Source organism: Haloferula sp. A504, assembly GCF_044385805.1.
In the GTDB taxonomy this organism is placed as follows: Bacteria; Verrucomicrobiota; Verrucomicrobiia; order Verrucomicrobiales; family Akkermansiaceae; genus Haloferula.
In genome coordinates this window covers 18362-43396 of record NZ_JBISBU010000045.1, presented here as the reverse complement: position 1 = coordinate 43396, position 25035 = coordinate 18362, and the positions used below count along the sequence as shown (strand labels likewise).

Annotated in this window: 20 protein-coding genes; 9 read left to right on the top strand and 11 right to left on the bottom strand. The window is 62.6% G+C overall.

Features of this window, described 5'->3' with window-relative positions; all coding sequences use genetic code 11:
- Positions 1–96 precede the first annotated feature (96 nt).
- The 6 genes from ACG2LG_RS17765 to ACG2LG_RS17740 all read left to right on the top strand — a co-directional run bounded on the left by ACG2LG_RS17765 (position 97) and on the right by ACG2LG_RS17740 (position 6211).
- Positions 97–690, top strand: coding sequence for a hypothetical protein (locus ACG2LG_RS17765; protein ID WP_396261244.1), 594 nt, complete (start codon positions 97–99; stop codon positions 688–690).
- 247 nt (positions 691–937) lie between these two features.
- The gene (locus ACG2LG_RS17760; RefSeq protein ID WP_396261242.1) at positions 938–2038 is read left to right on the top strand and encodes a WGR domain-containing protein; all 1101 of its coding nucleotides are present in this window, start codon (positions 938–940) and stop codon (positions 2036–2038) included.
- The gene (locus tag ACG2LG_RS17755; RefSeq protein WP_396261240.1) at positions 2035–3234 is read left to right on the top strand and encodes a hypothetical protein; all 1200 of its coding nucleotides are present in this window, start codon (positions 2035–2037) and stop codon (positions 3232–3234) included. The genes ACG2LG_RS17760 and ACG2LG_RS17755 overlap by 4 nt, the downstream gene beginning before the upstream one ends.
- A 14-nt stretch (positions 3235–3248) precedes the next feature.
- A complete protein-coding gene (locus ACG2LG_RS17750) occupies positions 3249–3923 on the top strand; it encodes a DUF4230 domain-containing protein (RefSeq protein ID WP_396261238.1) in 675 nt (224 codons plus the stop codon).
- Between the two features lie 150 nt (positions 3924–4073).
- Positions 4074–5753: a hypothetical protein gene (locus tag ACG2LG_RS17745; RefSeq protein ID WP_396261237.1), complete on the top strand. Its 1680-nt coding sequence runs from the start codon at positions 4074–4076 to the stop codon at positions 5751–5753.
- Positions 5754–5794: 41 nt separating this feature from the next.
- Positions 5795–6211, top strand: coding sequence for a hypothetical protein (locus ACG2LG_RS17740; RefSeq protein ID WP_396261235.1), 417 nt, complete (start codon positions 5795–5797; stop codon positions 6209–6211).
- Positions 6212–6375: 164 nt separating this feature from the next.
- Here ACG2LG_RS17740 and ACG2LG_RS17735 read toward each other — a convergent pair whose 3' ends face one another.
- From ACG2LG_RS17735 to ACG2LG_RS17685, 11 genes are all read right to left on the bottom strand, one after another.
- Complete coding sequence (locus ACG2LG_RS17735; RefSeq protein ID WP_396261233.1) at positions 6376–8874, bottom strand: proteasome accessory factor PafA2 family protein; 2499 nt, start codon at positions 8872–8874, stop codon at positions 6376–6378.
- Complete coding sequence (locus ACG2LG_RS17730; protein WP_396261231.1) at positions 8871–9065, bottom strand: hypothetical protein; 195 nt, start codon at positions 9063–9065, stop codon at positions 8871–8873. Before ACG2LG_RS17730 ends, ACG2LG_RS17735 begins: the two co-directional genes overlap by 4 nt.
- A gap of 25 nt (positions 9066–9090) precedes the next feature.
- Positions 9091–10587, bottom strand: coding sequence for a proteasome accessory factor PafA2 family protein (locus ACG2LG_RS17725; protein ID WP_396261229.1), 1497 nt, complete (start codon positions 10585–10587; stop codon positions 9091–9093).
- A gap of 3 nt (positions 10588–10590) precedes the next feature.
- The gene (locus ACG2LG_RS17720) at positions 10591–12243 is read right to left on the bottom strand and encodes an AAA family ATPase (RefSeq protein ID WP_396261228.1); all 1653 of its coding nucleotides are present in this window, start codon (positions 12241–12243) and stop codon (positions 10591–10593) included.
- A 3-nt stretch (positions 12244–12246) separates the two neighbouring features.
- Positions 12247–13212, bottom strand: coding sequence for a hypothetical protein (locus ACG2LG_RS17715; RefSeq protein WP_396261226.1), 966 nt, complete (start codon positions 13210–13212; stop codon positions 12247–12249).
- 19 nt (positions 13213–13231) lie between these two features.
- Positions 13232–13525: a hypothetical protein gene (locus ACG2LG_RS17710; RefSeq protein ID WP_396261224.1), complete on the bottom strand. Its 294-nt coding sequence runs from the start codon at positions 13523–13525 to the stop codon at positions 13232–13234.
- Positions 13526–13547: 22 nt separating this feature from the next.
- Entirely contained in the window at positions 13548–14192 is a 645-nt protein-coding gene (locus ACG2LG_RS17705; protein ID WP_396261222.1) for a hypothetical protein, read from the bottom strand.
- Positions 14189–14692 carry a hypothetical protein gene (locus ACG2LG_RS17700; RefSeq protein ID WP_396261220.1) on the bottom strand — a complete coding sequence of 168 codons (504 nt, stop codon included), beginning with the start codon at positions 14690–14692 and terminating at the stop codon, positions 14189–14191. Before ACG2LG_RS17700 ends, ACG2LG_RS17705 begins: the two co-directional genes overlap by 4 nt.
- The gene (locus tag ACG2LG_RS17695; RefSeq protein WP_396261218.1) at positions 14685–15743 is read right to left on the bottom strand and encodes a ThiF family adenylyltransferase; all 1059 of its coding nucleotides are present in this window, start codon (positions 15741–15743) and stop codon (positions 14685–14687) included. Before ACG2LG_RS17695 ends, ACG2LG_RS17700 begins: the two co-directional genes overlap by 8 nt.
- A 6-nt stretch (positions 15744–15749) precedes the next feature.
- The gene (locus ACG2LG_RS17690; protein WP_396261216.1) at positions 15750–16133 is read right to left on the bottom strand and encodes a hypothetical protein; all 384 of its coding nucleotides are present in this window, start codon (positions 16131–16133) and stop codon (positions 15750–15752) included.
- 201 nt (positions 16134–16334) lie between these two features.
- The gene (locus tag ACG2LG_RS17685; protein WP_396261214.1) at positions 16335–16916 is read right to left on the bottom strand and encodes a hypothetical protein; all 582 of its coding nucleotides are present in this window, start codon (positions 16914–16916) and stop codon (positions 16335–16337) included.
- Between the two features lie 279 nt (positions 16917–17195).
- Between ACG2LG_RS17685 and ACG2LG_RS17680 the strand changes: the two genes are divergently transcribed.
- The 3 genes from ACG2LG_RS17680 to ACG2LG_RS17670 all read left to right on the top strand — a co-directional run bounded on the left by ACG2LG_RS17680 (position 17196) and on the right by ACG2LG_RS17670 (position 24830).
- Positions 17196–18473, top strand: coding sequence for a sigma 54-interacting transcriptional regulator (locus tag ACG2LG_RS17680; RefSeq protein ID WP_396261212.1), 1278 nt, complete (start codon positions 17196–17198; stop codon positions 18471–18473).
- Between the two features lie 174 nt (positions 18474–18647).
- Entirely contained in the window at positions 18648–20450 is a 1803-nt protein-coding gene (tssC, locus tag ACG2LG_RS17675) for a type VI secretion system contractile sheath large subunit (RefSeq protein WP_396261210.1), read from the top strand.
- A 6-nt stretch (positions 20451–20456) separates the two neighbouring features.
- Positions 20457–24830 carry a TIR domain-containing protein gene (locus tag ACG2LG_RS17670; RefSeq protein ID WP_396261208.1) on the top strand — a complete coding sequence of 1458 codons (4374 nt, stop codon included), beginning with the start codon at positions 20457–20459 and terminating at the stop codon, positions 24828–24830.
- Positions 24831–25035 lie beyond the last annotated feature (205 nt).

Sequence of the window (25035 nt, the reverse complement as noted above, 5' to 3'; positions counted from 1 at the left end):
GTTGGGTTTTGTGTGTGAGTCATTGATTTGAACACCAACAACTTACACCAAAACTCCAACCGCCCTCAATTCTCGGTATGAGAAATCCGGGCTAGTGTGCCGGATCGCAAACTGGTGATCCCGACCGTGGCTGTCCACGTGCTCGGCCATGCCGATTTCCAACAGGGAGTTGTGCGGGTGACGCCCTTCGCGCGTCCGGTGACGGAGGAGGAGCCCAAGGGCAAGCCGGGTGATCCCGACCACGTCCGCATCGAGGCTGGCGACCACACCCTGGTCAGCCGCCTCATCGATGGCCACTACCCGAACTGGAAGCAGGTCGTCCCGAATGAGCGCGTCGCTTCGGCGGGCTTCGACGAGAACAACCGTGTCGCAGTGATCGACTGGCTCAAGGCGCTGGCCAAGGGCGGCAAGGAGGTCGCCGTCGAGTTGCGGCCCGCGAAACGCGGACACCTCGAACTGAGCCACGCGCCGGGCACCAGCCACGCGTCGCGTATCGAGGTGCCGGCGGACATCACCGGGAAACCCCAACCGGTGGCGCTCAACGCCGCCTATCTGGCCGATGCTCTGACCATCGCACCGACGCTGTGGTTCATCGACGAGATGAGCCCGGTCGTCGCCCGTCGCCTCGACGACACCCTGTGCGTCGTCATGCCGATGCGCCTCGGGGCATCCGATCGCGCCGCCGCGTGAGCTTTGGACTGCGGAGGCTTGCCTCCGCTTTGGGAGCTACTCCCGGGATCCGCAGCTCAAAAAGCACCCACAGGACCAGATCTGCTCCATCCGGCAACCACGCCACCGGCAGGTCGAAAGCGGAGGCAAGCCTCCGCACTCCCAAAACCGACGCCCGCCCGGTCTCACACCTTGGCGGGCGTCTCCATTCTCCGCCCGACGCATTCCGCGAAGGGCAACTCAACCCGAAACCACCAACTGAAACAACATGTCCACCAGCATCACCACCATCGACTCGGCCTCCCTCCATTTCCGCGAGGGAAGGTCCGACAAAGTCTATCACGCCGCCATCGAATCGAAGGGCGATGGTTACATCGTCACCTTCGCCTATGGTCGTCGCGGCAACACGCTTACCACCGGGATCAAGACCCCGCAGCCCGTTCCGCTGGAGCAGGCAAGGCAGGTCTTCGACAAGCTGGTCCACTCGAAGCTCCGCAAGGGATACACCCGGAGCACCGACGGCACGCCCTACCGGGGCACCGCCTCCGGGTCCATCGACACCGGCATCCGCCCGCAGCTCCTCAATCCCATCGAGGAGAGCGAAGTGGGTCGCCTGATCGGCTCGCCGAAGTTCTGCCTCCAAGAGAAGCACGACGGACGCCGGCTGCTCGTCCGCAAGCGCGGGGACACCATCACCGGGATCAACCGCCGGGGACTGGCAGTTGCCATCCCAGGGCCAGTCCACGATGCGGTTGCGGGGCTTCCCTGCGATGTGATCATCGACGGTGAGGCTGTCGGCGACGCCCTGCACGCCTTCGACCTCCTCGAGCTCGAAGGCCGCACCCTGCGCGAACTCGGCTACCTCGACCGCTTCAAGGTTCTCATGGGCGTTCTTCCCATGGGAAACCCAGCCCTCTGCTGGATCGCGACCCCGCTCGATCCCGACGACAAGCTGGCGACCTACGAGGAACTCCGCGCTACCGGTGCCGAGGGAGTCGTATTCAAGGACATTGACGCGCCTTACCGTCCCGGTCGTCCGAACAGCGGGGGACCCCAGCTCAAGTTCAAGTTCGTCGAGACCGCGTCGTTCATCGTCGCCGGGAGGAACGGAACGAAGCACAGCGTCGGCCTGGAGCTGCTCACCGCGGAGGGCAACCGCGTCTCCGCCGGAAATGTGACCATTCCCGCAAACCATGAGGTGCCGGAAAAGGGTACCGTCGTCGAGGCACGCTACCTCTACGCCCATCGCGAGAGCGGCGCGATTTACCAGCCGGTCTACCTCGGCCCCCGGGACGACATCCCGGCGGACGAATGCACGGTGGACCAACTGAAGTTCAAGGCCGAGCCGCTTGCAGTGGTCACGCCATGAGCAAGTCCGACTCCCACGCCGCACCCGGACCCTTCCGGGTCGGCGACCGGGTGCGGATCCACCCGGAGTGGCAGGACCCCGGCGACGACGACTTCGAGCGCGTCGTCATCGAGGCACCAGCCGACAGCCCCCGGGTGCTTGTCCGCACCCTGATCCCGGGTTTCGAGCATCCGCCGACCGAGTGGATTGAGGTGAGCCAGCTCATCCGGCTGCCCGATCGATGGCACCGCGGCTGGAAGCCACGGACACCGCCTGCCGCTGGAAGCGTCAGCTACCCACGCCCGCCCCGGCCTCTTGCCGTGGCGGGCGTTTCATTTTCCGCGCGTGGGTCGGCTCCGATGCCGTCCTTCGTGCCTTCTGAAAACAACAAACCAACAACCAGCCAAATACACATGAACCAACTCATGAATCCCGACGCTCCCGTGCCCTACGAGATCGTCGATCCCGAAAAACAGAAGCCCGTTGCCGGGATGCTGCTCCACTGTGGGGCGGAGCTCGTCGATCGGCCCACGCTCAACGCCGTGCCCACCCCGAGGGGCACGAACACCTGGTATCCGCTCGCCCACCGGGCGCTGCTGGAGGAGGTCCAGAACCAGCTCGAAACCGCCGGGTTTTCCATCGGCCGCGAAAGTCACGCCCTCTCCCACGAGGGCCGACGCTACTTCGGCGTGATGGAGGTCCGCCAGCCCGACACCCCCGAGCGGGATTACGCCTGGGTCGTCGGCTTGCGGAACAGCCACGACAAGACCTTCCCGGCCGGACTAGTGGCAGGGACCTCGGTCTTCACGTGTGACAACCTCGCCTTCTCCGGCGAGGTGAAGATCAGCCGCAAGCACACCCGCTTCGCCTACCGCGACCTGCGGCATCTGACGGCCCGTGCCGTCGGTCGTCTTGGTGACCGGTTCCGGAGCCTCGACAAGCGCATCGACGCCTACCGCGACTGCTCCGTCCCCGACTGGGCGGCGCACGATCTGGTCATCCGGGCCACCGACTGCGGGGCGATCACTCCCATGCAGGTGCCCGACGTCGTCCACGAATGGCGCGAACCGAGCCACCGCGAGTTCCGCCCCCGGAACTTGTGGTCGCTCTTCAACGCCTTCACCGAGGTGTACAAGGGCCAGAACCCCAGCCTGACGCTCGCCCGCAGCGAGGCCCTCCACGGGCTTTGCGACGGCGTCGTCGGACTCGCCAACTGAGAAGGGAGGACGTCATGGAATACTATCCCCAGTCTCAGGGTCGGAAGAAGGTCCGGCCCATTCTACTGATCATGGGTGTCGTCGTCCTGTCGGTGACCGGCCTGCTGCTGGCCACCTGTGGCGACTCGATCGTCCAGGCCCCGGCCACCGCCGCTGGCGAGCGGGCCATGGAGAAGGTCGGCCGGCAGATCCAAAAGGTCCTCGGCCGCACCGTCACCATCCACTCCGACGGCATCGTCGCCTTCCCCCGGGAGGTGTGCGAGGTCGTTCTGGAGAACCACGACATTCAGGCGAGCACCCGCTACCGGTCGACCGGATGGTTTGGCTGGGGCAAGTCCCATGTGGTCATGGGTGGCACCTACCGGGCCAAGGTCGGCTTCGACCTGGGCAAGGCCTCGGCCGAAGTCGAGGACGGGGTGTTGCGCCTGTGGCTACCGAAGCCCCGGGTGCTCGCCTTCGAGACCCTCAAGGTCCGGCGCCAGACGGAGGACGTATCGTGGTGGAATCCACTGGAACCCGCCGAAATGGAAGCCGCCTACCGGGCCAACCGGGCGGAAGCCGAACGGCGTCTTGACGACCCCGAGCTGCTCAAGGGCGCCACAAAACGCCTGGTCCGCCGGATGCGTGACGGCCTCGGCGACCTGGGCCTCGACGTACGCGTCGAGATCCTCCCGCCGCCCCCGGCGTAACGCCGAAAAGAACAACAGCCGGCGTTCGGGGCGTGTGCCCCGAGCGCGCGGCTTTCTTTTTGCTACTCCGCGCCAAGCTTGGATGGATTGGGTGACAAACATCGTGTCCGTTGTCGTTCTGAGTTCCCATCAGGAGGGTTAGTCGCTTCAATGCCGAAGGTAACTTTTCTTAACGTGCAGCGGCCGAATTCCACCCTTTGCAGCGCAGCTTTCATGCGTCCGTGCTTCATGGTTGCGCTTTCGGGACATCGGCCGGTCGGAGCGAAGCCGTGGCGCACGTCCGAGCGCCTCGACGCGGTACGCGGGCAACTGGAGAGGGAGCTGTCGAAGCTGGAAGAAGAGGTCGAAGCGGTGGGTGGCGAGCTTCATCTGGTGTGCAGTGTGGCTGCGGGGGCGGATTTGGTGGCTTGTGAGATCGCTCGCGATCGGGAGATGCCGATGCATCTCATCCTTCCCAAGCCGGAGGAGGAATTCTTGGCCGAAGATTTCGGAGGGGATGCGGCTGCATGGCGGGATCGTGCGGTTTCGATTCTCGATCACGTCAAGTCGGGCGTGAGACCTTCGGAGGCAGGGGAGCGACATTGCACGCTCCGTGTGGTCGATGCCCCCTCCCGGGAACCGGATTGCTACGAAGCGGTGAACTTCTTGCTTCTGGATGTTGCCGATGTCCTGCTCACGGTCAACTTCCTCGGGGGCGCGGAAGAGACCGGCGGGACCGCCCATGTGACGCGACAGGCCGCGGCGCTCGGGCTTCCCCACGTGAATGTTGATCCTGCCGATGGTTCGACCGGCCTGCTCAGCGAGGCTGCGTTCCAAGTATCCAAGGTGGAGGGTTTTCCGGTCTTTGAACGGCTCGGCGATCATCTAGGCTACGATGGGGGCACCGAAGCCGAAGGGATCGAGGACTTCGCCGAGCGCTTGGATCAAGCAGCGAACCATTCATCGAAACGGTTCCGAACCTTCACCAAACGAGCCATCTGCAGCCATGCCGCCGCGGGTTTCATCGCCGCGCTCGCGGCATCCTGCTACCACGTCTTCAAGGTGGATCTTGCCGAGGTGAGCTACTGGCTGCTCGCGCTGTTCGCCCTCGTTGAACTGTTGCTCGTCGGTTATGGCTTCTTTCTGGAATTCAAAGTCGGGCGTGATCACGTCGAGGGTGTTTGGCTTGACTGCCGGTTTGCCCGCGAAGTGATCCGGGGACTTGAGTCAGCGGCACCTTTTCTCGATCCGTTGTTTCTCAAGATCCACCGGCACCTCCCGGATTGGGGTCGGTTCGCGACGAGTTGCGCGCTTGAGATGAATGCCAGAAGGGAACCCCTGCGTACGGATGATCCCGTGGCGATTGCCCAGGCGAGGGACCAATACATTGAAGGGCGGATTCAGGATCAGATCGGTTACTTCACCCGTGAGAAGAAGCGGGCCGCCGGTCCCGGGAAGGCGTTTGTCAAGCTCGCCCATTTGGCCAGTCCGGCGGCGCTGCTTGCCGTCGGTGTGGCGTTTGTCGCCAAGGCGGGGATTGCGATCGACCATGGGCATACCTGGAGCGCCGTTTTCAAGGGCGATTGGAGCAATGCCCTCCTCTTTCTCTTTCTTCCGGTCTTCTTCCCTCTGTTGGCCAGCTTGAGTTTTGCGTTCATGGCGCATTTCGATTTTGGCCGCCGAAGCCTTGGCTACGGGGTCATGGTCGAGACCCTCGAACACATGGAACGTCGGCTTCGCACCCAGGAAACGTTGCCGACGATTCGGAGGACAGTCAGCTGGACCGAAGAGAGGTTGCTCGCTGAGAATATCGAATGGCTCGCTACCCAGAAGTCGGGCCTGGGTCACTGACATGGCGTGCAGGCAGTCACTCCCAGAACGATCAGCAAACCATGGAGAGCAGGAGCCTCAAGCCGTTCATCTGCGACCGGGAGATCGAAACCCTTTCCATCGCCAGTCGGGTTGGAAGGGCGGTTCTCGCTCTCTCGCCGTTGAGGGTCGAGTATCGGCTCGATTACCAGGGTCGGCGTCTTGTCGGTACGGGTTGGCTCAGGAGCAGCCAGCAGGATGACCGCCTGAGCACGCGTGTCATTGGGGAACCTTTCGAAGCCTCTCCGGTCGAGGTCATCTTCCATCGTTTTCACCTGAGCCGCCGCGGCATGATCAGCTTGGTTGCCCGGATTTCCCAGCAGATGACTCCGAGGGATTTGCCGCTGGTCCAGCAGATGATCCTTCCGTCACTGCCTCCCCGGGAGGAATTGCTGCGGGAGGTTCAAAGGCTCTTCCAGCGTCGGACCGAAAAGCATTGAAGAGACCCACCCGGCATTTCGCCCAGGTCCTCGGCCAATGGAAGGGTTTTCATCATTCGCGGCGAGGCGGTGCCTTTCCGAGGCACTTCCGGACGTCTTCCGGGAACGTTTGTTCACGGGGGGCGAGCGACTCCATGCTGTGTCCAAACGGACCGCCGAGAGTCTCAGGCCCCCCAGAAGAAATCCTCTTTGTTGATCTCCGAGTCCGGAGTTGGGTGGGGCTTCCCCTCACACCAGGCAACCCAGTGCTTGAAGATCTGGGCGAGAAGCGGGCAGTTGGCGAATCCGGCGTAGTCATGGGCGGCGTGCTTGATCATTCGCCGTTCATCTTCCCAGGTAAGCTGGGATTGCCGGCCAGGCTGCAGGCGGGCGAGCATCAGCTGGGTCCGGATAAGGTTCGGCATTCTCAGTCGCCGCTGAGCGGGAAGGATCGTTTCGAGCATAAGGCGCGTGGCCGCAGGGTGGTCACCCTTCTGGGCAAGAAGGCGGGCCTGTCCGGTTTGGACGTAGTCAATGAGGCCCGAACGCACCCGGCCGGTTCGGCCAGTCCGTTCTGCAAAGCTGAGGTATTGCTCCGCGGTGTCGTAATTGCCGAGAATGCGGTCGGCCTCGGCCATCTGGGTATGGATTCGTACCTGGACGCTGGGGCTCGTTGCGCCGTATTCGCTTTCCAGGGTGCTCTCCAGCAACTCGAGTGCTTCCGCTGGTTTGCCGTGGCGGTTCAACCACGTGGCGAAATGGGATTTCCAGCAAGCAACCCCGGAGGCGCGGGTGCGCACTTGAGCCATCTTTCGTTTCACCTGGTCGCCAAGCTCTGGCACACAGGCATGCCCACGAAGCCCCAACCAGGTCTTCGCGTTGCACTCCTCCCAGAGGTATTCCATGTCTTCGGGGTCCACGAGTTTGAGGTAGTAGAGGGAATCTTCCATCGACCTCTCATCTTGGAGGCGTGCATGCACTCGGACGGATTGCCTCCAATAGGAGATGATTTCGAAACTTCCCGGTCGGGGAGGGCTCAGGAGTGGCTCGACTTCGCGGAGTAGCGCCGTCCCCCGAGGGTAGTCGCCGGAATTGAGGGAGCTTGAAGATCGTCTGGCTGCCCTGAGGATGGTGAAGATGTTGGGCTCTCTTCGTTCCTGCCCGCTGGAATGGGGGAGCCGCGGCGAAGTTTCAGACCAGTCCCGCGGGTTCTCGTCAGAAACATTGGGCATGGAAAGGTAACGACCCTTGGCGACGAAGTAGGTCCAGGATGCCTCGCTTTCTCCCCGTTCCCCGGTTCCTCCGTGTTCCCGGATCAGTTTCGCACGTGCCCGGGCCCGTCCCGACTTGGGAAGGGGAAGCTCGAAGGGGTCCGGCGAAAGGCTGTCGGCAAGCTTCCGGAACTCGGGGAGCGGGTCCGCGACATGATCGTAAAGTGAATCGAGCCCCAACTGCATGTAGCGAGCGTCCACCACGGCCAGTTTTTGTCGGAGTTCCACGAACTCTTCGACAAGAGTTGGCCCCAACGACTTTCCGACGGCTGTCATCATCGCTGCGTGTCGTCCTCTCCTTGGAGGGTTGCCTTGGCTGATACCCTCATCGATGTCCGCAAGGGTCTGGCTCATCCGGTTGTTGACCTCCCCGACTCGCCCCCAATTCCAGCCGTGCTTTTTCAGAATCATCTCGAAGGTGGCAAGTTTGGTCGGCCAGTCCAGTTGTCCGACCAAGCCCCGCCACGTCGACTTCGAGGCCAGGGTTTCGAGAACGCTTTGCCACCGGGCGAGGGCGAGTGGTGCCCAGCCCGGAAGATCGCCAGCGGCGTTGCGTGCCGACTCGAGAAAGGCGAACTGAATATCAAGTGCCCTTTCGAGTTGCTCCCTTGAGTCCGGGGCCCCGGATGTCATTCCCGAGTTGAGGGCGAAGGCCTTCAGGTCCTCCACGGGTCGTTCCAGAGCAAGGTCCGGCCCCTGGTTGGTATCGAGGAGGCGAATGACAATCGCGGTGGTGGCGACCTTCAACCAGGTAGACAGCGGTGCCCGGTTCCCGTCTCCGGCCACCACATGCACGCGATGCCGGGTTCCGAGAGGCTCCGCCTTGCCGCTGTTGTGGAGCCCGCGAGAGAACTCGGTTTCCCTGCTGACCGGGCAATCAATGAAGTGGGCCCGAGGTGAAAGCGTGAAGCGAATCCCCGGATGGCCGGCTTCCAGCCCTCCCGAGCCGGTCAGGAGGATTCTGCTGGCCAGCCATGCCAGCATCGGCACCGGATCCACCTGCTGGCTCGCTTCGTAGTTCTCGTGGGATCCCCAGCTCGTGGACGCGGAGTAGCAGACGTTCGACTTCGAAACGTTGACCTTTTCGAAGTGAGCCTTGGAAGCGACGAGGTCGGCCAGGCCGAGGACGAGGCGCTCGCCCGCCATTTCCTGGAGCAATAACTCATCAGGGTGGCAGCACTCCGCGGAGCAAAGCTCGTCATGCCCTTCAGCTCCCTGGGCCGCGTCGCGGTAGTAGCGCGCCCCATTCTCGAGCCACCACCCCCGCCCGCCGTCAGGAACATGCCTGAGGTGCTGGACGAGGGTGCGGTCGATGTGGGCGAGAAGGTTCCCGGTGTCCGCGACCGCGCCGGTCCGGTCAATTGCCGAGAGGGCAATCTCCCATTCGGTTCCAAACCAAAGGGCGTTGCTCACTGTCCGCCACGCTGCCGGATCGATTCCAGGTAGTTCCCCGTCGTGGCCGACGAGAGGATGTCATCGATGATCCCGTCCACCGAAGCGACCTTGGCAAGGGCCTGCTGGGCATTTTGGGATGGTTCCTCCGAGCCGCAGTCGTCTTCGTTCCCCGGTTGGATGTCGTGTTGTTGTCGTTGTTTTTCTTTCATGATGCAAAGTGTCCGGACCGCTGTGTCAGCGGGTGTTGAGCACGCTGAAGAACCACTTGTCGGGCTCGATTGTGACGCCGAGCGTGGCGGCAAGTTCGTGCTCCGTCAGCCCGTCGAGGTCGCCGAATTGTTGGCGTCCCGCGCCAGGGTCGGGGAGACGGACGACGGCCCGCTTGCGGTTGCCGCGGCCCACCACGACGCGGTGCCAGTCGATGGATACTCCACCGCGGCCACCGAAGGCGCGGATGAGGCGGGAGCGTGGGTAGGCGCGGGTGTCCGCGGGAGCGGATTTCTCGGCGTGGGCGATGTGATGCTGCGAGGCAAGCCGTTCGACCGACTTGGAACGCTCAAGATCGAAGTAGATGCCGTTTTCCAGATCGGACCACGCGAAGTCCAGGGCCTTCATCGACGGCTCCGAGAAGGCGAGACCCCTTGCGGAGGCGGCACGATTGAGTACCGCATGCTTCGCAATCCAGTCCACTCGCGGGAAGAGGAAGTCGCGATCCTCGTCCCGGAACGCCTGCAACAGCCTCTCCCACAAGGCGAGGAGCTCCGCCAAACCCGGGATGTAGGCTTCCCCTCCGCCGTCGAGCAGTTTGGTTGCTCCTTCGAGCAGGAGCATCTGGTGTTCGACAGCGGTGACCTGCTGGCCGTTGAGCAACCGTGCTTTCGCCTGCAAGCTTGGATCGGTGTTGAAGGTCCGGAGCGCCACGAGCGGCTCTTCAAAACAGAGCCCGGGATCGTCCCGCCCCGCCTCGATGGAGGCGAGGAAGATCTGCATGAGTCCCGCCTTCATTACCAGGGAGGTGTGGGTGAGGGTCGTGTCGTGGAAGATGCAGTGGAGGCGGGACAAGCCGACGCCTGCCAGGCGCTCATCGCGAGTGTTTACCAGCGGGCGGTTGCGGGTCGTTTCGATGGAACTCATGACTTCCATGAAGCCGGCCCTTTGCGAGATGCTGAACGGGACCTTGTTCCTCCCCTTCTCGGTCCCGACCTCCCCGGCACCGGTAAAGATGATCGAGCTGATCTGGGCCGAGGCCAGGTAGAGCTGGAGGTGCAGCCGCTCGAAAAAGATCCACTGATACGCGCTGTCGGAGAGCATGACCGAAACGTGCCCGCCCCACGCATTGCCGAGACCGTCGGAGTTGTTGGCATGCACCCGAAGCTTTCGTTCCTCGAGCCGGTCATGGTTGGCCGCCTGGGTGGCCTCGCGGGCGATTCCGAGCATGGCGTGAAACCATGTCATGAAATCCACGGCGCTCCGGCATTCGGGGCTGGCGAGTTCGAGGTGGTTGAGGTCGATATAAATGCTGCCACCGGATCCGGGGAGGAACTTCCGGCCGCTGTCCTGCAGCGAGCCGGGCAGGTTGGCGGAACAACCGGACACCTCTCTCAGAAGCGCCCTCGAGGCAGAGAACCCGGCGTCATCCTTGGCCGGGTTGACGTTCATCAACTCAGTGTCGAATCCGACGATTTTCGGAGCGCGGGGATCCGGGATATCCCTTTTGATGTAGAGATCCATGGCTCAGCGGGGTTGTCGGTGGCGGCGATGTGTTGGCCAGATGGGATCCACCGCCACAATCGCCAGATCCTGGGGAAGGTCCTCGAGGCAGCTGGCTGCGTTGTCGCGAGTCAGGGTGGTTCGCAAGGTGTCGATGGCCTGCTCCGTGGCGGAGACCAGGTCATCAATGCCGAGCCCGTCGCTCTGCCCGTCGACTTCGCGGCGCGCGGCCAGACGTCGGGCGTTGTCGGAGATCTGCCGGATGAGTCGGCCACTGATGAGCGCCCCGGCCCGCACGACGCGCGAGGAACCGTCATTGAAGCGGATGCGGCAAACTTCATTAGTGTCACCAGCTGGGGCGTAGAGGAGCGAAACCGCTGTCTCGATGGCCTCCTCGCGAGCCTGCGGGTCGGCCCACGGGTCATCTTCCCGGAGATGAACCCGGAAGATCGCGCGTGCCGCGTCCATTCGCGGTCTTGGGACGCGGATTTCAACCCCGCTGAGCCTGTCCCTCAGGGCGGGATCCAACAGGTCCTTGCGATTGGTCGCCGAGATTACGACCACGTTGTTCAATCCGTCTCCGGAGAATCCATCCAGCTCGACGAGCAGGGCGTTGGTGAGGTCGTCGAGCACCGTGGTAGCCCGCCCTCCTCGAACGCGGCCCAGACTTTCCGCCTCGTCGAGGAACACGACCACGTGTCCGCCTTGGGATGCGAGATTCCGGATCGCGGCGAAGGTTTCGCGGATGGCCCGCTCACCCACGCCCACCCATTCGCTGCGCCACTCCGACGGCCTTACGGTGAGGAACCGGGTTCGTTTCCCGGTGCGACGCTGAAGTTCTGCAGCGGCCACCCTCGCCATCAGGGTCTTGCCACCCCCCGGGGGGCCTTGGAGGATGATGGAGGAAAATCCGGCGATCCGGTGGCGGCGTGCCGTCTCCGGGTGCTCGATGGCGATCAACAGACTCCAGAGAAGCTCATCCAGTTCCCGCTCGAGGCCACCCACGTCTTCCGGGCCGGCCCCGATCTCTTCCTCCACTTCGAAGGGCATGCGCCCGCCCTCGGGCTCTGTGATTCGCTCGATGGCCAGCTTGGCGGGCGGATTGATGAGGACGAGGTCACCCTTGCGAAGGGCGTCCGGCGCAAGCCCGTTGACGGGCAGGCAGACGAGGCTTTCCCCGCGGAAATCGAGGACGATCCTGCCGCCATCCGCCAGGTGGACGAACCGCGCGACCTCTCCCAGCGAGGCTTCCTTCTCGCACCGGTCGAGGATCACGGTCCGGTCACTGTTGAGCAAGATCGGATCGCCCGGCCGGAGTTCGTGATCCCCATCGATCCCCACGATGCGCTCGGCCTCGCCGCAGCGCACCCGGGCGCGCCGCTCTCCGGAGGGACCGAGATAGATACCTGGAAAGAATGGCGGCGAGGTCAGGATATCGATGTGATCTTTGAGATCGGCATGGGCTTTCAGCAGGGTCTGACCGAGACCGATCGCGCCGCGTAGGATCAGCTCGTCCGCCTTGTGGATTGCTTCATCGACGTTTCCTTGCCGGAATTGATGCAGAAGCTGGAGCCGAACACCGAGAGGGATGTCCCGGCGTGGGTCGAGTGCCTTCTGCAGCGCACTCTCCCGGGTGGATGTGCGCGTGTCTCTGGTTCTGGTGGCTTGTCTTGGCATGATTCAGGATGGGATGAGGTAGGAGCGACGTGCGGTGAATCCATCCCTCCATCCCCACAGGGAAGGGATTGGCTTCTCGCCATCGTGGCTGGCAAGTAGTCCGACCGAGTAGCCGGCGGGAAACACGGACTGCTGGAGTTGCTCGTCGTCCCTGGAAAAGAACGGCTCGCGAAGCTTGCAGACGGCCTGGCGCTCGGGCGGACACTTGCGACAGAAATCGGGATGTGAGTGGAATGATCCGACCATGAGTTCGTCGGCAGAACGCTCGGCCAGTGCGACTGCCGCGGAGGTCCAGGTCTCGGGGGTGAAGGTGAAGGAGCTTTGATCGCCCCGGCCACCGGTGGCCGGCCAGAGATGGGTGATCGACAGGGCAACCGTGGTGCCGTCCACGGTCTTCATCAGGTGCCCGAAGAGCACGCCCCCTGCCTCGGCTTCTCCCGCCACTTCCGCGAGGTTGACCGCATCGCGGAGCACCTTGGGCGCAATCAGGACGGGGAAGTCGCCAGCGGCGGCAAACTCCGCATCAACCGGTTCCCCGCCGATCTCGATGCGCTGGGTGGAGAGGGGATAATCGGCGAGGGAAAACACCGGCAAGGGGGAAGGTTCCTCCGCTGGCCGGGCGGTCACGAGGAATCCGTAGGACTCGCTTTCTTTGAGGGCTCCATCTTCTAGCAGGCGGGTCCGTTGCCGGACCGCCATGGGGTGGAAGAGTCGGGTGGCAGGCAGGGACACTGTGGAGCTTCCGGACTCAAGACAGAGTGCCTCAACCACCGGCTCTCCGGCATCGGGGGACCAGCGCGGAACGACCTCAATCGGATCCGCGAGGCCTCGTCCGGTTTCGACAAACGACTGCCAGTGCAGTGCCTCGACACCTTCGGAAAGGACGCCGCCCAGAGGCAGAAGGATGGCTTTGCCCAAGGGGGTGCCGTCCTCCTTGAAGCACTGCAACTGGTAGTCGTGGGGGATCATGTCGTTTCGGGGTTCGTTCTCAGTTTCCGGTAGCGCCGGCGCTGATTTCCGGCTGCAGGCGGATCTCATCCTGATCCTTGAGGGCCTCGCCGACCGTTTCGCTCCGATGCAGCGCGCGGCCTTCCCGTTCGTGCCTGGCGTACCAGGTGACCGGGCGTCCGTCGGCGTCCTCGCGGAGCAGGTTCATGCGATCTCCGAGTCCCTCGATCAGTGAGTCCACGGAGGACTCGCGGGACACTTCGTAGGCGGTCCGGCGTTGGCCGGTGACGTCGCGGGCGGTGATGGTCAGGGTGTTGGTTTCGTTGGATACCATGATGTTGTTTGGTTTGTTGGTTTCAGTACGGGGGATGATCGGGGAGATTCATGCGGACCCACCGTGCCGCGGTGGTTGGGTCCGCGGCGAGCAGGCGGGCTTCGGCCTGGCCGGAGCCGACGACCTGGGCAAGGCACTGGAGCGCCGTGCCGGGCGGGTGGCTGGAGACACCGGTTGAGTCGAAAGGTGCTTCCCAGAAGAGGGTGGGGCCTTGACCAAGCTCGAGGAGCGAGGCGCGCACCCCGTGATGGGAGGCGGTGAGTTGAAGGGCGAAAGCGATGACCGCCTCATTCGGCGAAAGGTCATCCGGCAGGATCCGCACACACAGCGACCCGGCGTGGTCCGGTTCTTCGTCGAAGCAGAGATCTGCCCGTGCCCGTTGTGTGAGCCCGAGGTCTATCCGCTTCACGCCCGATTCTTCGCTGACGGCCCAGCCTTCATCCTGGATCGTGGACAGCAGTTCAGCCGTGGCCTCCGGGTTCCCGGTCAGGGTGCGGGTGGCGGGTTCCCGGTCGGGGTTGGGCGGGGACGTTTTCTCTCGCCCCCCCGTTTGGTCGTTGATGACCCACCGCCCGTCGTCGAGCGCGTGCTTCCACAGGCCCGCCATGTAACCGTTGGCGATTGTAGCGGCGGCGAGTTCGTCGTGTGTGGAAATGGTGGAATTCATCCTACGGTGGGATTGGCGGCTTCCGCCGGTTTCGGGATGCGCACGCTTCGATCGGCCTCAAGCGGGACCTCATCGGCATGGTTGCGGGCCCACTGCGCCGCCTCGGGGTTCATCGGGTCGTGGGCGGAATAGGTCTTCCACACGAGCATCTCGTAGACCTGTAGTAGTAGGTCGACGATCGGCGTCGCCGGCGCCATTCGACCCAGGCAGGCGGCCGTGCCGACGATGTTCGGGTGAAAGATGAAGGGGGTGAGGATCGAGACCGCTTGCGGATCGGGGCGGCGGCAGTAGTCGGGCCTGAAGGTGATGCCGATGTGGCAGCCAGTGCCCCGCACCGGCGGCCGGCCGGGCCGGAGGCGCATGACGGGACAGTCGAGGTGCACGAGGAACCGGGCGTCCGGCAGGCTGAGGATCTCGCAGAAGCCGGGATTCATGGCCACGAAGCGCTCGGCCTCGAGTTTCTGTGCGTCGACGAATCGTTGATGGATCGGATCAGACATGGAGATGCCCGGGTTTGGATTGGCGGAGTCCGAGTTGGACCCACTGGTCGTCATCGGCGACGACGACGTCGCCGTCCCTCAGCCCGATGGCTTCAAGGCTCGTTTCCTCTTCCGCCGGACTGAGCTCGGACCGGATGAGCTGGCTGTTGGTGTGGAAACCGGGAAACTCGAGGGGGCTGGCGCAACGCTTGCACGGACCCGGCCCGGCGGGGCCCCGGGCGATTTGCAGGACCTCCTCCTCGGAACCGCAGCCGACACACCGGGTGCGACGGGCAAAGGTGAACCCCGGCACCGCCAGCACCTTGGTGCGGAGGCGATCGAACAGGACGGGCAGAGGCGCAAGGGGGTCGAGGGCACCGAAATGCGCGATACCGGGAACGCGGTGGTCGAACCGGCAATCGGGATTGGGAGTGAGCCGGGTAACGAACATCTCGCCGTCGGTCGGGGATGAGACGACTTCCACATTGTCGTCGCCGGCCTCCTCCGAGTTCATCCACAAGGTGGTCAGGCTCGCGGCGAAGCTTCCCAAGGCAGCCGGTGCGTCGGTGGGTGGCGTTTTTCGACACGAGTTCCGGACCGGGAGCTTTGCATACTGCCCGTCCGACCAGCTGCACTCAAGGCAGGCCCTGCCAGCGCCGGGGAGGATCCGGGTCAGGCGGGCAAGTCCTGCCGGTCCATTGACCGCAACGTCGTAGAGCACGCCGCCGGTTTGCCAGCATCGCTCCGCGGCGACCTGGCGTGCCCCATCCTGGTCGAGACACAGGATCACCAGTCCGGAAAAGCACCCGAGGGGCAGGTCCTCGAGTTCTCCGACGAAAGCTTCGACGCGAAGCGCCGGACGGATCTGCCGCAGCAGATCCGCGGTGCCGGAGGCCTTGGGTTGCCCCACCTCATCCGGACGGTAGGCCTGAGCCGTCATGTTGTCCTCCTCGACGATGTCCGGATCGACGATGACCAGATGCTCGCTCAGACCCATGCGCGCGATCAGCGGCGCGAGGTGCGATCCCGTGTTGCCGAGGCCGGCGAGGAGAATGGAACGTGAGTCGGGCATGGGCAGCTAGAGTTCAGAGGGATTCCAGGGGCTCCCATCGATCCGGGTCGTGACCCCGCAGCTGGGGCAGGTCTCCCCGTAGGTGTAGCAAGGGTGATCCTCCGACTGATGGAAGAGGGTCCCGCAGTGGCAGCGGATCGCGTCGGCTCCGCTCTTGATCGGCTCCGTGCAGCGGGGACAGGTGGTTGGCTCTCCCTCGTGCCGGGCGATCGTCAGGGCGTCCTTCGTGCTGAAGTAGAAGCGGTGTCTGGCCAACCGGATCTCATCCTTCTCCCGGAGCACGCGCAGGCCGCCTGGCACTGCCCGGCCGTTGACCCGGATCGGCGAGTCGCCGCGGCAGACCAATGCCCCGGAGGGCAGGACCAGAGCCTCTTCCCGATCGACCGGCATCCCTGGAAAAGGGAGCGGGACGGGCTCGGTAAGAGGCAAGGAAAGCCAGGCAGCTTCGGCCTCGGGGTCACGGTATCGAAGGGCGTCCATAACGGTTTCTAATATGCCAGAACCGGAGGGTGGAGGTCCATGGACGCAGCTTGGGAAGGAGGTCGGGGCCCCGGGCTTTGGATTGGGGAAGGTTCCACGGGAGAAAGCTTGTTAGATGGTCGATGCCTCGTCGGATCCGGAGTCCCGGTCACGGGTCGGGGTGCAGGGATGCGTTCGGTCGTCCCACGGGCTCTTGAGGCGGGTGATGTGACCGGCGGGGGTCGAGAGGCGGATGCCTTCCCCTTTGGCCGGGGACGTTTCGAGCAGGTCGCGGTCGAGGCCGAGCTTCCGGCGGATCCGGTAAACGACCTGGTGCACATCTTCCGGCATCGCCAGCCGCCACTCGTCCGCGAACTCTGTCTCGATCTCGGAGATGATGGCCGCAACGGAGATGAACCCGTGATCGCCTGCCAGCGCGTGCCGCATCAGGATCGACACCAGCACGGCCTGGCGTTTGGATAGGATGACCTCGCGGTGATTGACCCGCAGGGTGCAGCCGATCAACTGCACCTGGTCCCGCGTCATGAATCCGGCCTCGAGGTTGCGGATTTCGCTCGCGCCGCGGAGATCGGGGAACTGGCGCTCCTCCAGCAGGGCGGCGACGAGGCGGGTTACGAGCTTCTTGATGTCACGGACTTCGGTGGCGAGTGCATCGAGCTGGGCTTGGAGGGCGGCGCGGTCAGGTGAATTCATGATTTTGGTTTTTTGGGTTTTCGGGCGCAGGCCGATCCGATGGGCCATCGCCACGCCAATCTCTATGGCAAGCGCCGTGCCAGCCTTGGCTAGGTCCGCTGCAAGGCCCATGGCTGCGGGCTTTGCGCCGATCCGGGGGGAACGCGCAAAGGGGAGAGTTGGCAAACTCAACGGGCGGGTTCGGCTGTCTGGCAGGTTGAATCCACTCAACCCGACGGGGCTTGTGGGTCTCCGACATTGCATCGGCAGCCGGCTTGTGACTGACTCCCGGAGGTCTCGATGGCTCTGAAACATGCAGCAGGGGAAACGATCCCGGCCGTGCTGGTCGCCGTTGGGGCGCGCAAGGGTCGTCGCGTCAATCTGATGCCGGACACCCTGGCGTTCCAGGACGCCGCCGGGGATGGCGCCCTCGCCCGCGTGACCTTCATCTCCCTCGACCACGTCCCGGAGGTGATCGGCCGCTGTCCCGCGAGCCAGCTCGGGGACCGGGGCGAAAAGAACCGGGCGAAAGCCCTCTCTTACTACGTCGGGAACCGCAGCGGGCGAATCCTGCTCCGCGCGCCCTACCGCGACCCGGCGCAGGCACTCCGCGGCGCACGCGCCCTGCTCGATCACTGCGAGCGGCAGGGCAATGACTGCCATTGCATCGTGGCGGTGTCCGACGAGGTGTTTTCCGGGATCCGGGCGCGGGCGGCCGAGAGAGACGAGGCTCTCCAACTTCTCTCCCCGGCGATGCAGGTCCTGCGTGACCGGTGCGCCGATCTGGAGATCCCGGACGACCTCCGCAGAAAGTTCCTCGGGGGTTCCGTGCACGCCGACTGGGTGCGCCGCCTCATCGTCCTGGCCGCCCGCAGCGAACACCCCGTCCTGATCCTCGGGCAAACCGGGACCGGCAAGGAGGTCGTCGCCCGTCAGATTCATGCGCTCGGTTCCCGTGCCGCGGGCGCGTTCCTGCCGGTCAACTGTGCCGGGATTTCCGAGAGTCTCTTCGAGTCCGAAGTGTTCGGCCATGACCGCGGTGCCTTCACCGGTGCGGTCCGCAAGAAGAAGGGCTTCTGGAGCATGGCGCACAATGGCACCCTCTTTCTCGACGAGATCGGGGAGCTCAAGCTCGACCAACAGGCCAAGATCCTGCGGGCGCTCGAGGAGGGCTCCTACACGCCAGTCGGAGCCGACCGCGAGGTCACCAGCAACGCCCGTGTTCTTGCCGCCACCAACCGCGACCTTCCTGCCATGGTCCGCGCCGGGACCTTCCGCGAGGACCTCTACTACCGGCTTTTTAATTTCCGCATCCGCACGCCAGCCCTGGCCGACCACGCCGATGACATCCCGGAGATTGCACGGAGCCTGTGGGACCGCATCGCCGGACCCCGGGCGCTGCCGAACGCCGTGCTGAACCTGCTCATGGCACTGCCCTGGCCGGGCAACGTCCGCGAACTGCGCGCCTTTCTCAATCACCTCCACCTGCTCTCCAACCGCAAGCCCGTCACCAAGGCCCTCGCCATCGCCGTGCTGGAGGAATGCCGCGGGATCGTGCCGGGTGGGGGGGATCAGTGACAGCGACGTTATGACGGGAAACAAAATTGCTGCCAGCCAACCTCGCCGAGACCAGCCGAGGAGCTTCGTCTCATTCTCGGTTTCGGCGTTGACCCCGCTGTCCCCAAGACTGCCGCTCAGGTATTGATGCGGCGCCATTCCGCATCGTATAATCCGCACCTTTACTGAATCCAGATGATGACCACCTTACCCCGCAAGCCACGCGTTCAGATTGAATACGACGTCGAGATCGGGGATTGCGTCCGGAAAGTGCAACTCCCGTGGGTTACGGGAGTCATGGCGGACCTATCCGGCGACAATGCGGGCATTTGGTGCGATATCAGAGACAGGTCATTCTTCGAACTGAATGCAGGGAACTTCAGCTCCTATTTCAAGGAGCAGAAGCCACGGGTCACGTTTACGGTCGCTAACCTGATAGCCGGGGATGGCATCATAGATGTGGACATCGTGCTTGAAGAGATCGATGATTTCTCACCGGGAAAAATTGTCTGGAAGCTAGGGCACGAATCGCCTTCCAAGGCTGAGCCTCTCACTGGCTTGCTCGACCGAAGAAGGCGACTTCAGCAACAGCTTTCGTCTTTTGATGGAGCCACCTCGGTTGGTGAGGATGTTTGTGAAAATCACCGTGGGTACGCCCGAACTTCCGATGAGCGATCCCAGGCATTGCAAGATAATCCGAAGGCTCCGGATGCCATCGAAGCAGCCATCGCGGACATCGACCGCCGACTCAGCAGGCAAATCAACCTGATCATCCACCATGAGAAGTTTCGTAGGCTTGAGGGAAGCTGGCGGGGGCTGGCCTATTTGGTCGAAAATACAGCGACCAGTGATTCCCTCAGAATTAAAGTGCTCAATATTTCCAAGAAGGAGATCCACAAGCAACTGAAGGTAAGGGACTCTGAGGAATACTTCCAGACCGAGCTTTTCAAGAAAATTTACGAGGAGGAGTATGGTACACCGGGAGGCCAGCCCTTCGGAGTCGTCATAGGCGACTATGACTTCGGCCCTTCTGGTCAAGATGTTCAAGTGCTTCGGGGCATGTCAAGAATTGCCGCCGCCTCCCACACGCCCTTCATCGGGGCCGCTGCGGCGGATCTATTCGACATGGATAGCTGGGCCGAGTTGATGAATGCACCTGATCTTCGAAGGTCGACTGCTGGCATCACTCACGTTGCTTGGAACAGCCTGCGCAGCGATGAAGAAGCCCGCTACCTAGGCCTCACCATGCCACGGGTTCTGGCGAGAATGCCCTACGGGTCCGCAACCAACCCGCTGGAGGCTTTTGAGTTTGAGGAGGCTGCTGATGTCGGCTCCGGCGCTGAGCTTTGCTTTTCGAACGCGATCTACGCTTTCGGTGCCAATATCAACAGGAGCTTTCAGGAAAATGGCTGGCCAACCCAAATCCGGGGATTGGAAAGCGGTGGGATCGTCGATAACCTGCCCGGCCATGCGTTCCCAACTGACGACGGTGTCATCGATCTTCGCTGTCCGACCGAAATTGCCATCACCGATCGGAGAGAAAAGGAATTGGCGGATCTTGGACTCATGCCCCTTTCCCACTACAAAAACTGTGATTATGCTTGTTTCTTCGGTGCTCAGGCACTCAAGAGGCCGGATGTTTACATGGAGGCCGATACCCAGATAAATGAGAATTGCGCATGTAGGCTTCCATACACGTTCGGTGTCTGTCGTTTCGCCCAGTATCTCAAGTGCATGGTCCGAGACAAGATCGGATCATTCATGAAAACATCGGACCTTCAAGCTTGGCTGAACCAATGGCTCGCCAACTACGTCTCTGACTCCGACGAAGAGGAGGTCAAAGCTTCGAAACCTCTGGCCGAGGCGCGCGTCGATGTCGCGGACGTCGTGGGCAGCCCCGGAAGCTACAGGGCGATTCTATACATTCACCCCCATTTCCAGCTTGAGGGACTCACAGGACCCCTGCGCGTGTTGATCACTTTGAAACAAAAGGGTTGATCCGCCATGTCTGTCAACGTGATGACGCAAGGAGAGGGTAACCCTTGTCGCGACTCTCTGCGGGTCTTTATCAGCTATGGTCACGATGAGCATGCTTCGTTGGCAATCCGCCTGCGGGACGACCTTCGTGAAAGAGGTCACGAGGTCTGGTACGATGAGGAACGTTTGCGTCCCGGGCATGACTGGGAACGTTCGATCGAGTATGGAATCGCGCATCTGGCTGAAGATAAGTCGAAGGCTGCGGTGGTGTTGTTGCTGACGCCTCATTCGGTGAGGCGGCCAGATGGCTTCTGCCTGAACGAGGTAGCGCACGCCCTTTCGAAAGGACTCCGGATCGTCCCGGTGATGGTGGTGGACAGCGAGCCACCGCTCTCGATATGCCGGATTCAGTGGCTGGATATGCGTGAATGCATTCCTCTCAACGAGAAAGCGGCGTTTTATGGCACGAAGTTCGTCCAGTTGTGCCGTGCCCTGGAGGAGAGGGAGTTGGATTGCGAGGGCGCCCAGAGTCGCCTGCTCAGCGTGCTTGAGCCCATATCGTTTACGGCGGATATTTCTAAACTGCTGCGCGATTTCACCGGAAGGAAGTGGGTCTTTGCCGAGGTTGACGAGTGGTTTCACGACCCCGACGGAGCCAAGCTGTTCTGGATCACCGGGGCACCCGGAGCGGGCAAGAGCGCCATCGCGGCATGGATCCGGGACAACCGTCGCGAGATTGCGGCATTTCACTTTTGTGACATCAACAGTGAGGAGAAGCGGAATCCGACGAAATTGGTCCGCTCCATCGTTTACCAGCTTTCGACCCAATTGCCCGCCTATCGGGACTTGCTCGCCCGTTTGCCCTTGGAGAGCATCGTTGGCGAGTATCACGAGGCATACACGCTATTCAACAAGCTCATGATTGAGCCCCTCTCGGACCGGTTTCCCAAGCCCGACCGGCCCATTGTGGTGCTTGTCGATGCGCTCGACGAGGCAAGCTGCCGGCGCCAGAACGAGATTGTGCGTTTTCTCACGCTCTGTGCCGACAAGACGCCCGGCTGGCTGCGTTTCCTGGTGACCTCCCGTCCTGAGCCCGAGATCGTAGCGTCCTTCCAAGGGCTCTCCCCGTATGTTCTCGACACGGCGAAGGAGGAGAACGTCCAGGATCTACGGGCCTTCGTGCAGGCCCGGATTCCGACGATCGCGCGCGAGCAGATTGATACCATTGTGGAGCGCAGCGAGGGTGTCTTTCTCTATGTCAAACACGTGGTGGACGCGATCGGTGCTGGCCACCTTAGCCTTGCCAGGTGCGACGAGTTTCCGCGTGGGCTCGGTGATGTTTATCAACATTTCTTCAATCGCCAGTTTGGCGGTGATCTGGACGTGTATGAGGAAAGGATCACGCCCATCCTGCAGCCCGTTCTGGCGGCATTTGAACCCCTGACGCTTGGCTTCCTGAAGCGCCAGTGCGGAGACCTTTCCGAAACGGAGCTGAGCCGCTGTCTCAACCGGTTGGGATCGATGTTTCCGATCGAAGGGGAAGGCCCCGACGCCAGTATCCGACCGTTCCACCGGTCCTTGTGCGACTGGATCACCAACCGGGAAGCGGCGGGACACTACGTGATTGCCGCTTCCGATGGGCACCGTGAGCTGGCGGAGCATGGCTGGCGGCAATATCTCGACGGGCCGGAGCGCATGGATGATTACTTCATCCAATGGTTGCCAAGCCATCTGCTGGCGCTTGAGGACGAGCCGCGATGTCTACGCCTGCTCGCTGATTTCGGCTACTTGATGGAGAAGGTCCGGAGAGGGATGCTTGAGGGTTTGCTGGCGGACCTCCGGAGCATTCCCGATGCCTCCGCCGGTTCCGGCGAGGCAACAGGCGTAGAGCGATCGTTTTTCCATGAAAAGGCGCACATCTTGCGGCGCGGGACCGCCGAATGGCCCGCGTACAAGATCCTGCTCCAGCTTGCGATGGAGTATGCCGATGAAAGCCCACTGACCAAGGGTGCCCAGCAGTGGGTAGCCGATGGTGGCTGCGACTGGCTGTGGTGGAGGAACAGCCGCCGGCCCTCCACCCCGAGGGCTGAGGCATGTGTTTCGGTTCTTGAGGGACACAATGCCGAGATCTCGGGAGCCCGGGCTTTGGGTAACGGAAATCTCGTATCGTGGTCGGCTTTACCGATAGACACGACGCTGCGTGTTTGGGACACCAATACTGGGGCGCGCCTCGCGGATCTCCGGGGACATCCCGAGTGTGTGAACGGAGCGATGGCAGTCGGTCGAGACGGTTTTCTTTCATGGTCTTGGGAGGCGGGAGCCATCCGCCTCTGGAGCGCATCTACCGCTTCTTGCGTCAGGATATTCGAGGGCCACACGGAAGGTGTCCTGGGCGTGCTCGCGTGTGGCCCGGGCCGGTTTCTTTCATGGTCAAGGGATTGGACGCTTCGGCTGTGGTGCCTTTCGAGCGGTGCCTGTGAAGCAGTCTTCAGGGGACATTCGGACAAGGTCGCAGGCGGAATGGTTCTTTCCGATGGGCGCGTGCTCTCGTGGTCGAATGATGAAACATTGAAACTCTGGGATGCTGCCACGGGCGGATTCCTGCTGTCCCTGGAAGGGCATGAAAACTTGGTTCTTGGAGCGCAGGAGCTTGCCGGCGGTCGCCTGCTCTCCTGGGCATGGGATGGGAATCTTCGCTTGTGGGATTGCGAGACAGGCACCTGTTTGAAGGTCCTCAAGGGCCATACCAAGAAGATCATAGGGGCCGCCCAACTGAAGGATGGAGGGATTATTTCGTGGGGGGACAGGACGCTGAGACTGTGGGATTGCGACACCGGGGAGTGCTTCAGGGTGCTAAGCGGACACGAAGGTGGCATACGAGGCGCGATGGTGTTGGGTGAGCATCAGGTGGCCTCTTGGTCCAGTGACGGAACCCTCCGTTTGTGGGATGTCGCCCGCGGGGAATGCAGTGGTGTTCTGAGGGGTCACACCGCCGAGGTCAAAGGAGCCCTCAAGCTGGCGGAGGATCGGCTGCTTTCTTGGTCCCGAGACAGGACGCTCCGACTCTGGGATTCGGTTCGCTGCATTTGTCTTGGCGTCCTTGAGGGGCACACCGATGCGGTGATCGGCGGATTGTTGGCGGTGAATGGCCGCCTGATCTCCTGGTCCTGGGATCAGACCCTCAGGCTTTGGAACTGTGACAAGGCAATCAGCGCCCCCGGCACCGGGGGAGTGCCTTTCAGTGGGGGAGGGAGCCCGCGATTGCGCGAGAGCGGTAGCGGTGTGCGTGCCGCTCAGGAGCCGCCTGCGAGCGAAGGCACCGAGCGTCATGCAGGAGCCGCGCTGGGAGCGGTGCTTCTAACCAATGGTCGTGTCGCCTCATGGTCCCAGGACAGGGAGATCCGCCTTTGGGATGTCGCCAGCGGTAAGTGTTTGCGGACCTTTAGCCCTGAGACCAGGCCGAAGATATCCGGCCTCCTGGCCTTGGCAGGCGACAAGCTGCTGTCCTGGAGTGGCCAGATGCTCAGGATATGGGACGGGAATGAGGGAGTCTGTGAGCTTGCCGTCATGGGCCACGTGGAGGGTTGTAGTGGAGCGATTCGCCTTCAGGAAGGACGGTTCGCGACTTGGGGTGGCGAAGCCCTCAAAGTGTGGGACGAGCGGGGTGGAACCTGCATCAGCGTCCTCGAAGGACGGGGGTGGGGCAGCAAAGGCTTCCTCAGAGGAGCTCGTGAGTTGCCCGGCGGGCGCCTGATTGCCTGGTCATCGAGGGGCGCGATCCTGATTTGGGACGTCGACGGGAGAGGATCTCCGGTGGTTCTGGAAGGCCACACCCGGGAAGTTGGAGTCGGTGGAGTCTCATTCCTTTCCGGTGGCAGAATAGCTTCCTGGTCCGCGGACGGAACCATCCGGATCTGGCATCACGAGACGGGAAGTTGTTGCAAGATCCTACGGGAGAACAACGAAGGGATTGCGGGGGCTGCCGAATTGCAGGACCATCGCTTGCTCTCGTGGTCTGAAGATCGGGAGACAAGGGAACTCGGATTCCGTGTGTGGGATCTTGAAAGGGGTGAATGTGATGAGCATTACATGGAGTCCCAAGCTTTTGGGGACTTCCCCAATTGGCGACATATGCTCAATTTGGCTCAGAGCGAATCATGTGTCATTGGAGATTTGTCCGCTAGTTCCTTGGCACGGAGCGCTTGCCTGTGGCATAAATCGCGCGGGGTGCCGCTGGCTGCGTGGCACGGAGAATCTGACGCGGAAGCCGCCTGCCTTCTCCCGGACGGGAACTTGGTCGTGACGCAAATGAACGGCGAGGTGTGCTTTCTGAAGCTTTACCAAGGTCCGAAGAGAGTTTCTCTAAAAGCGGGTGAAGTCTTCGAGGATAACGGTGTTTGACGCGCATCAAAATTGGATTCTGGTAGAGTCGATTCCAGCGATGAAGATGAGAGGGATTCAACAAGCCTCCAGGTCGAGGAAAGTGTCTTGACACGGCGCTGGATACCACGGCCCCGCCGCAGTGACAGGCCGGAACTAAGACTGCCGGAGGCATTTGGAACTCTTCTTGAAAAGTCGAGCCCTGAGAATGCCGGCGACCCTCCGG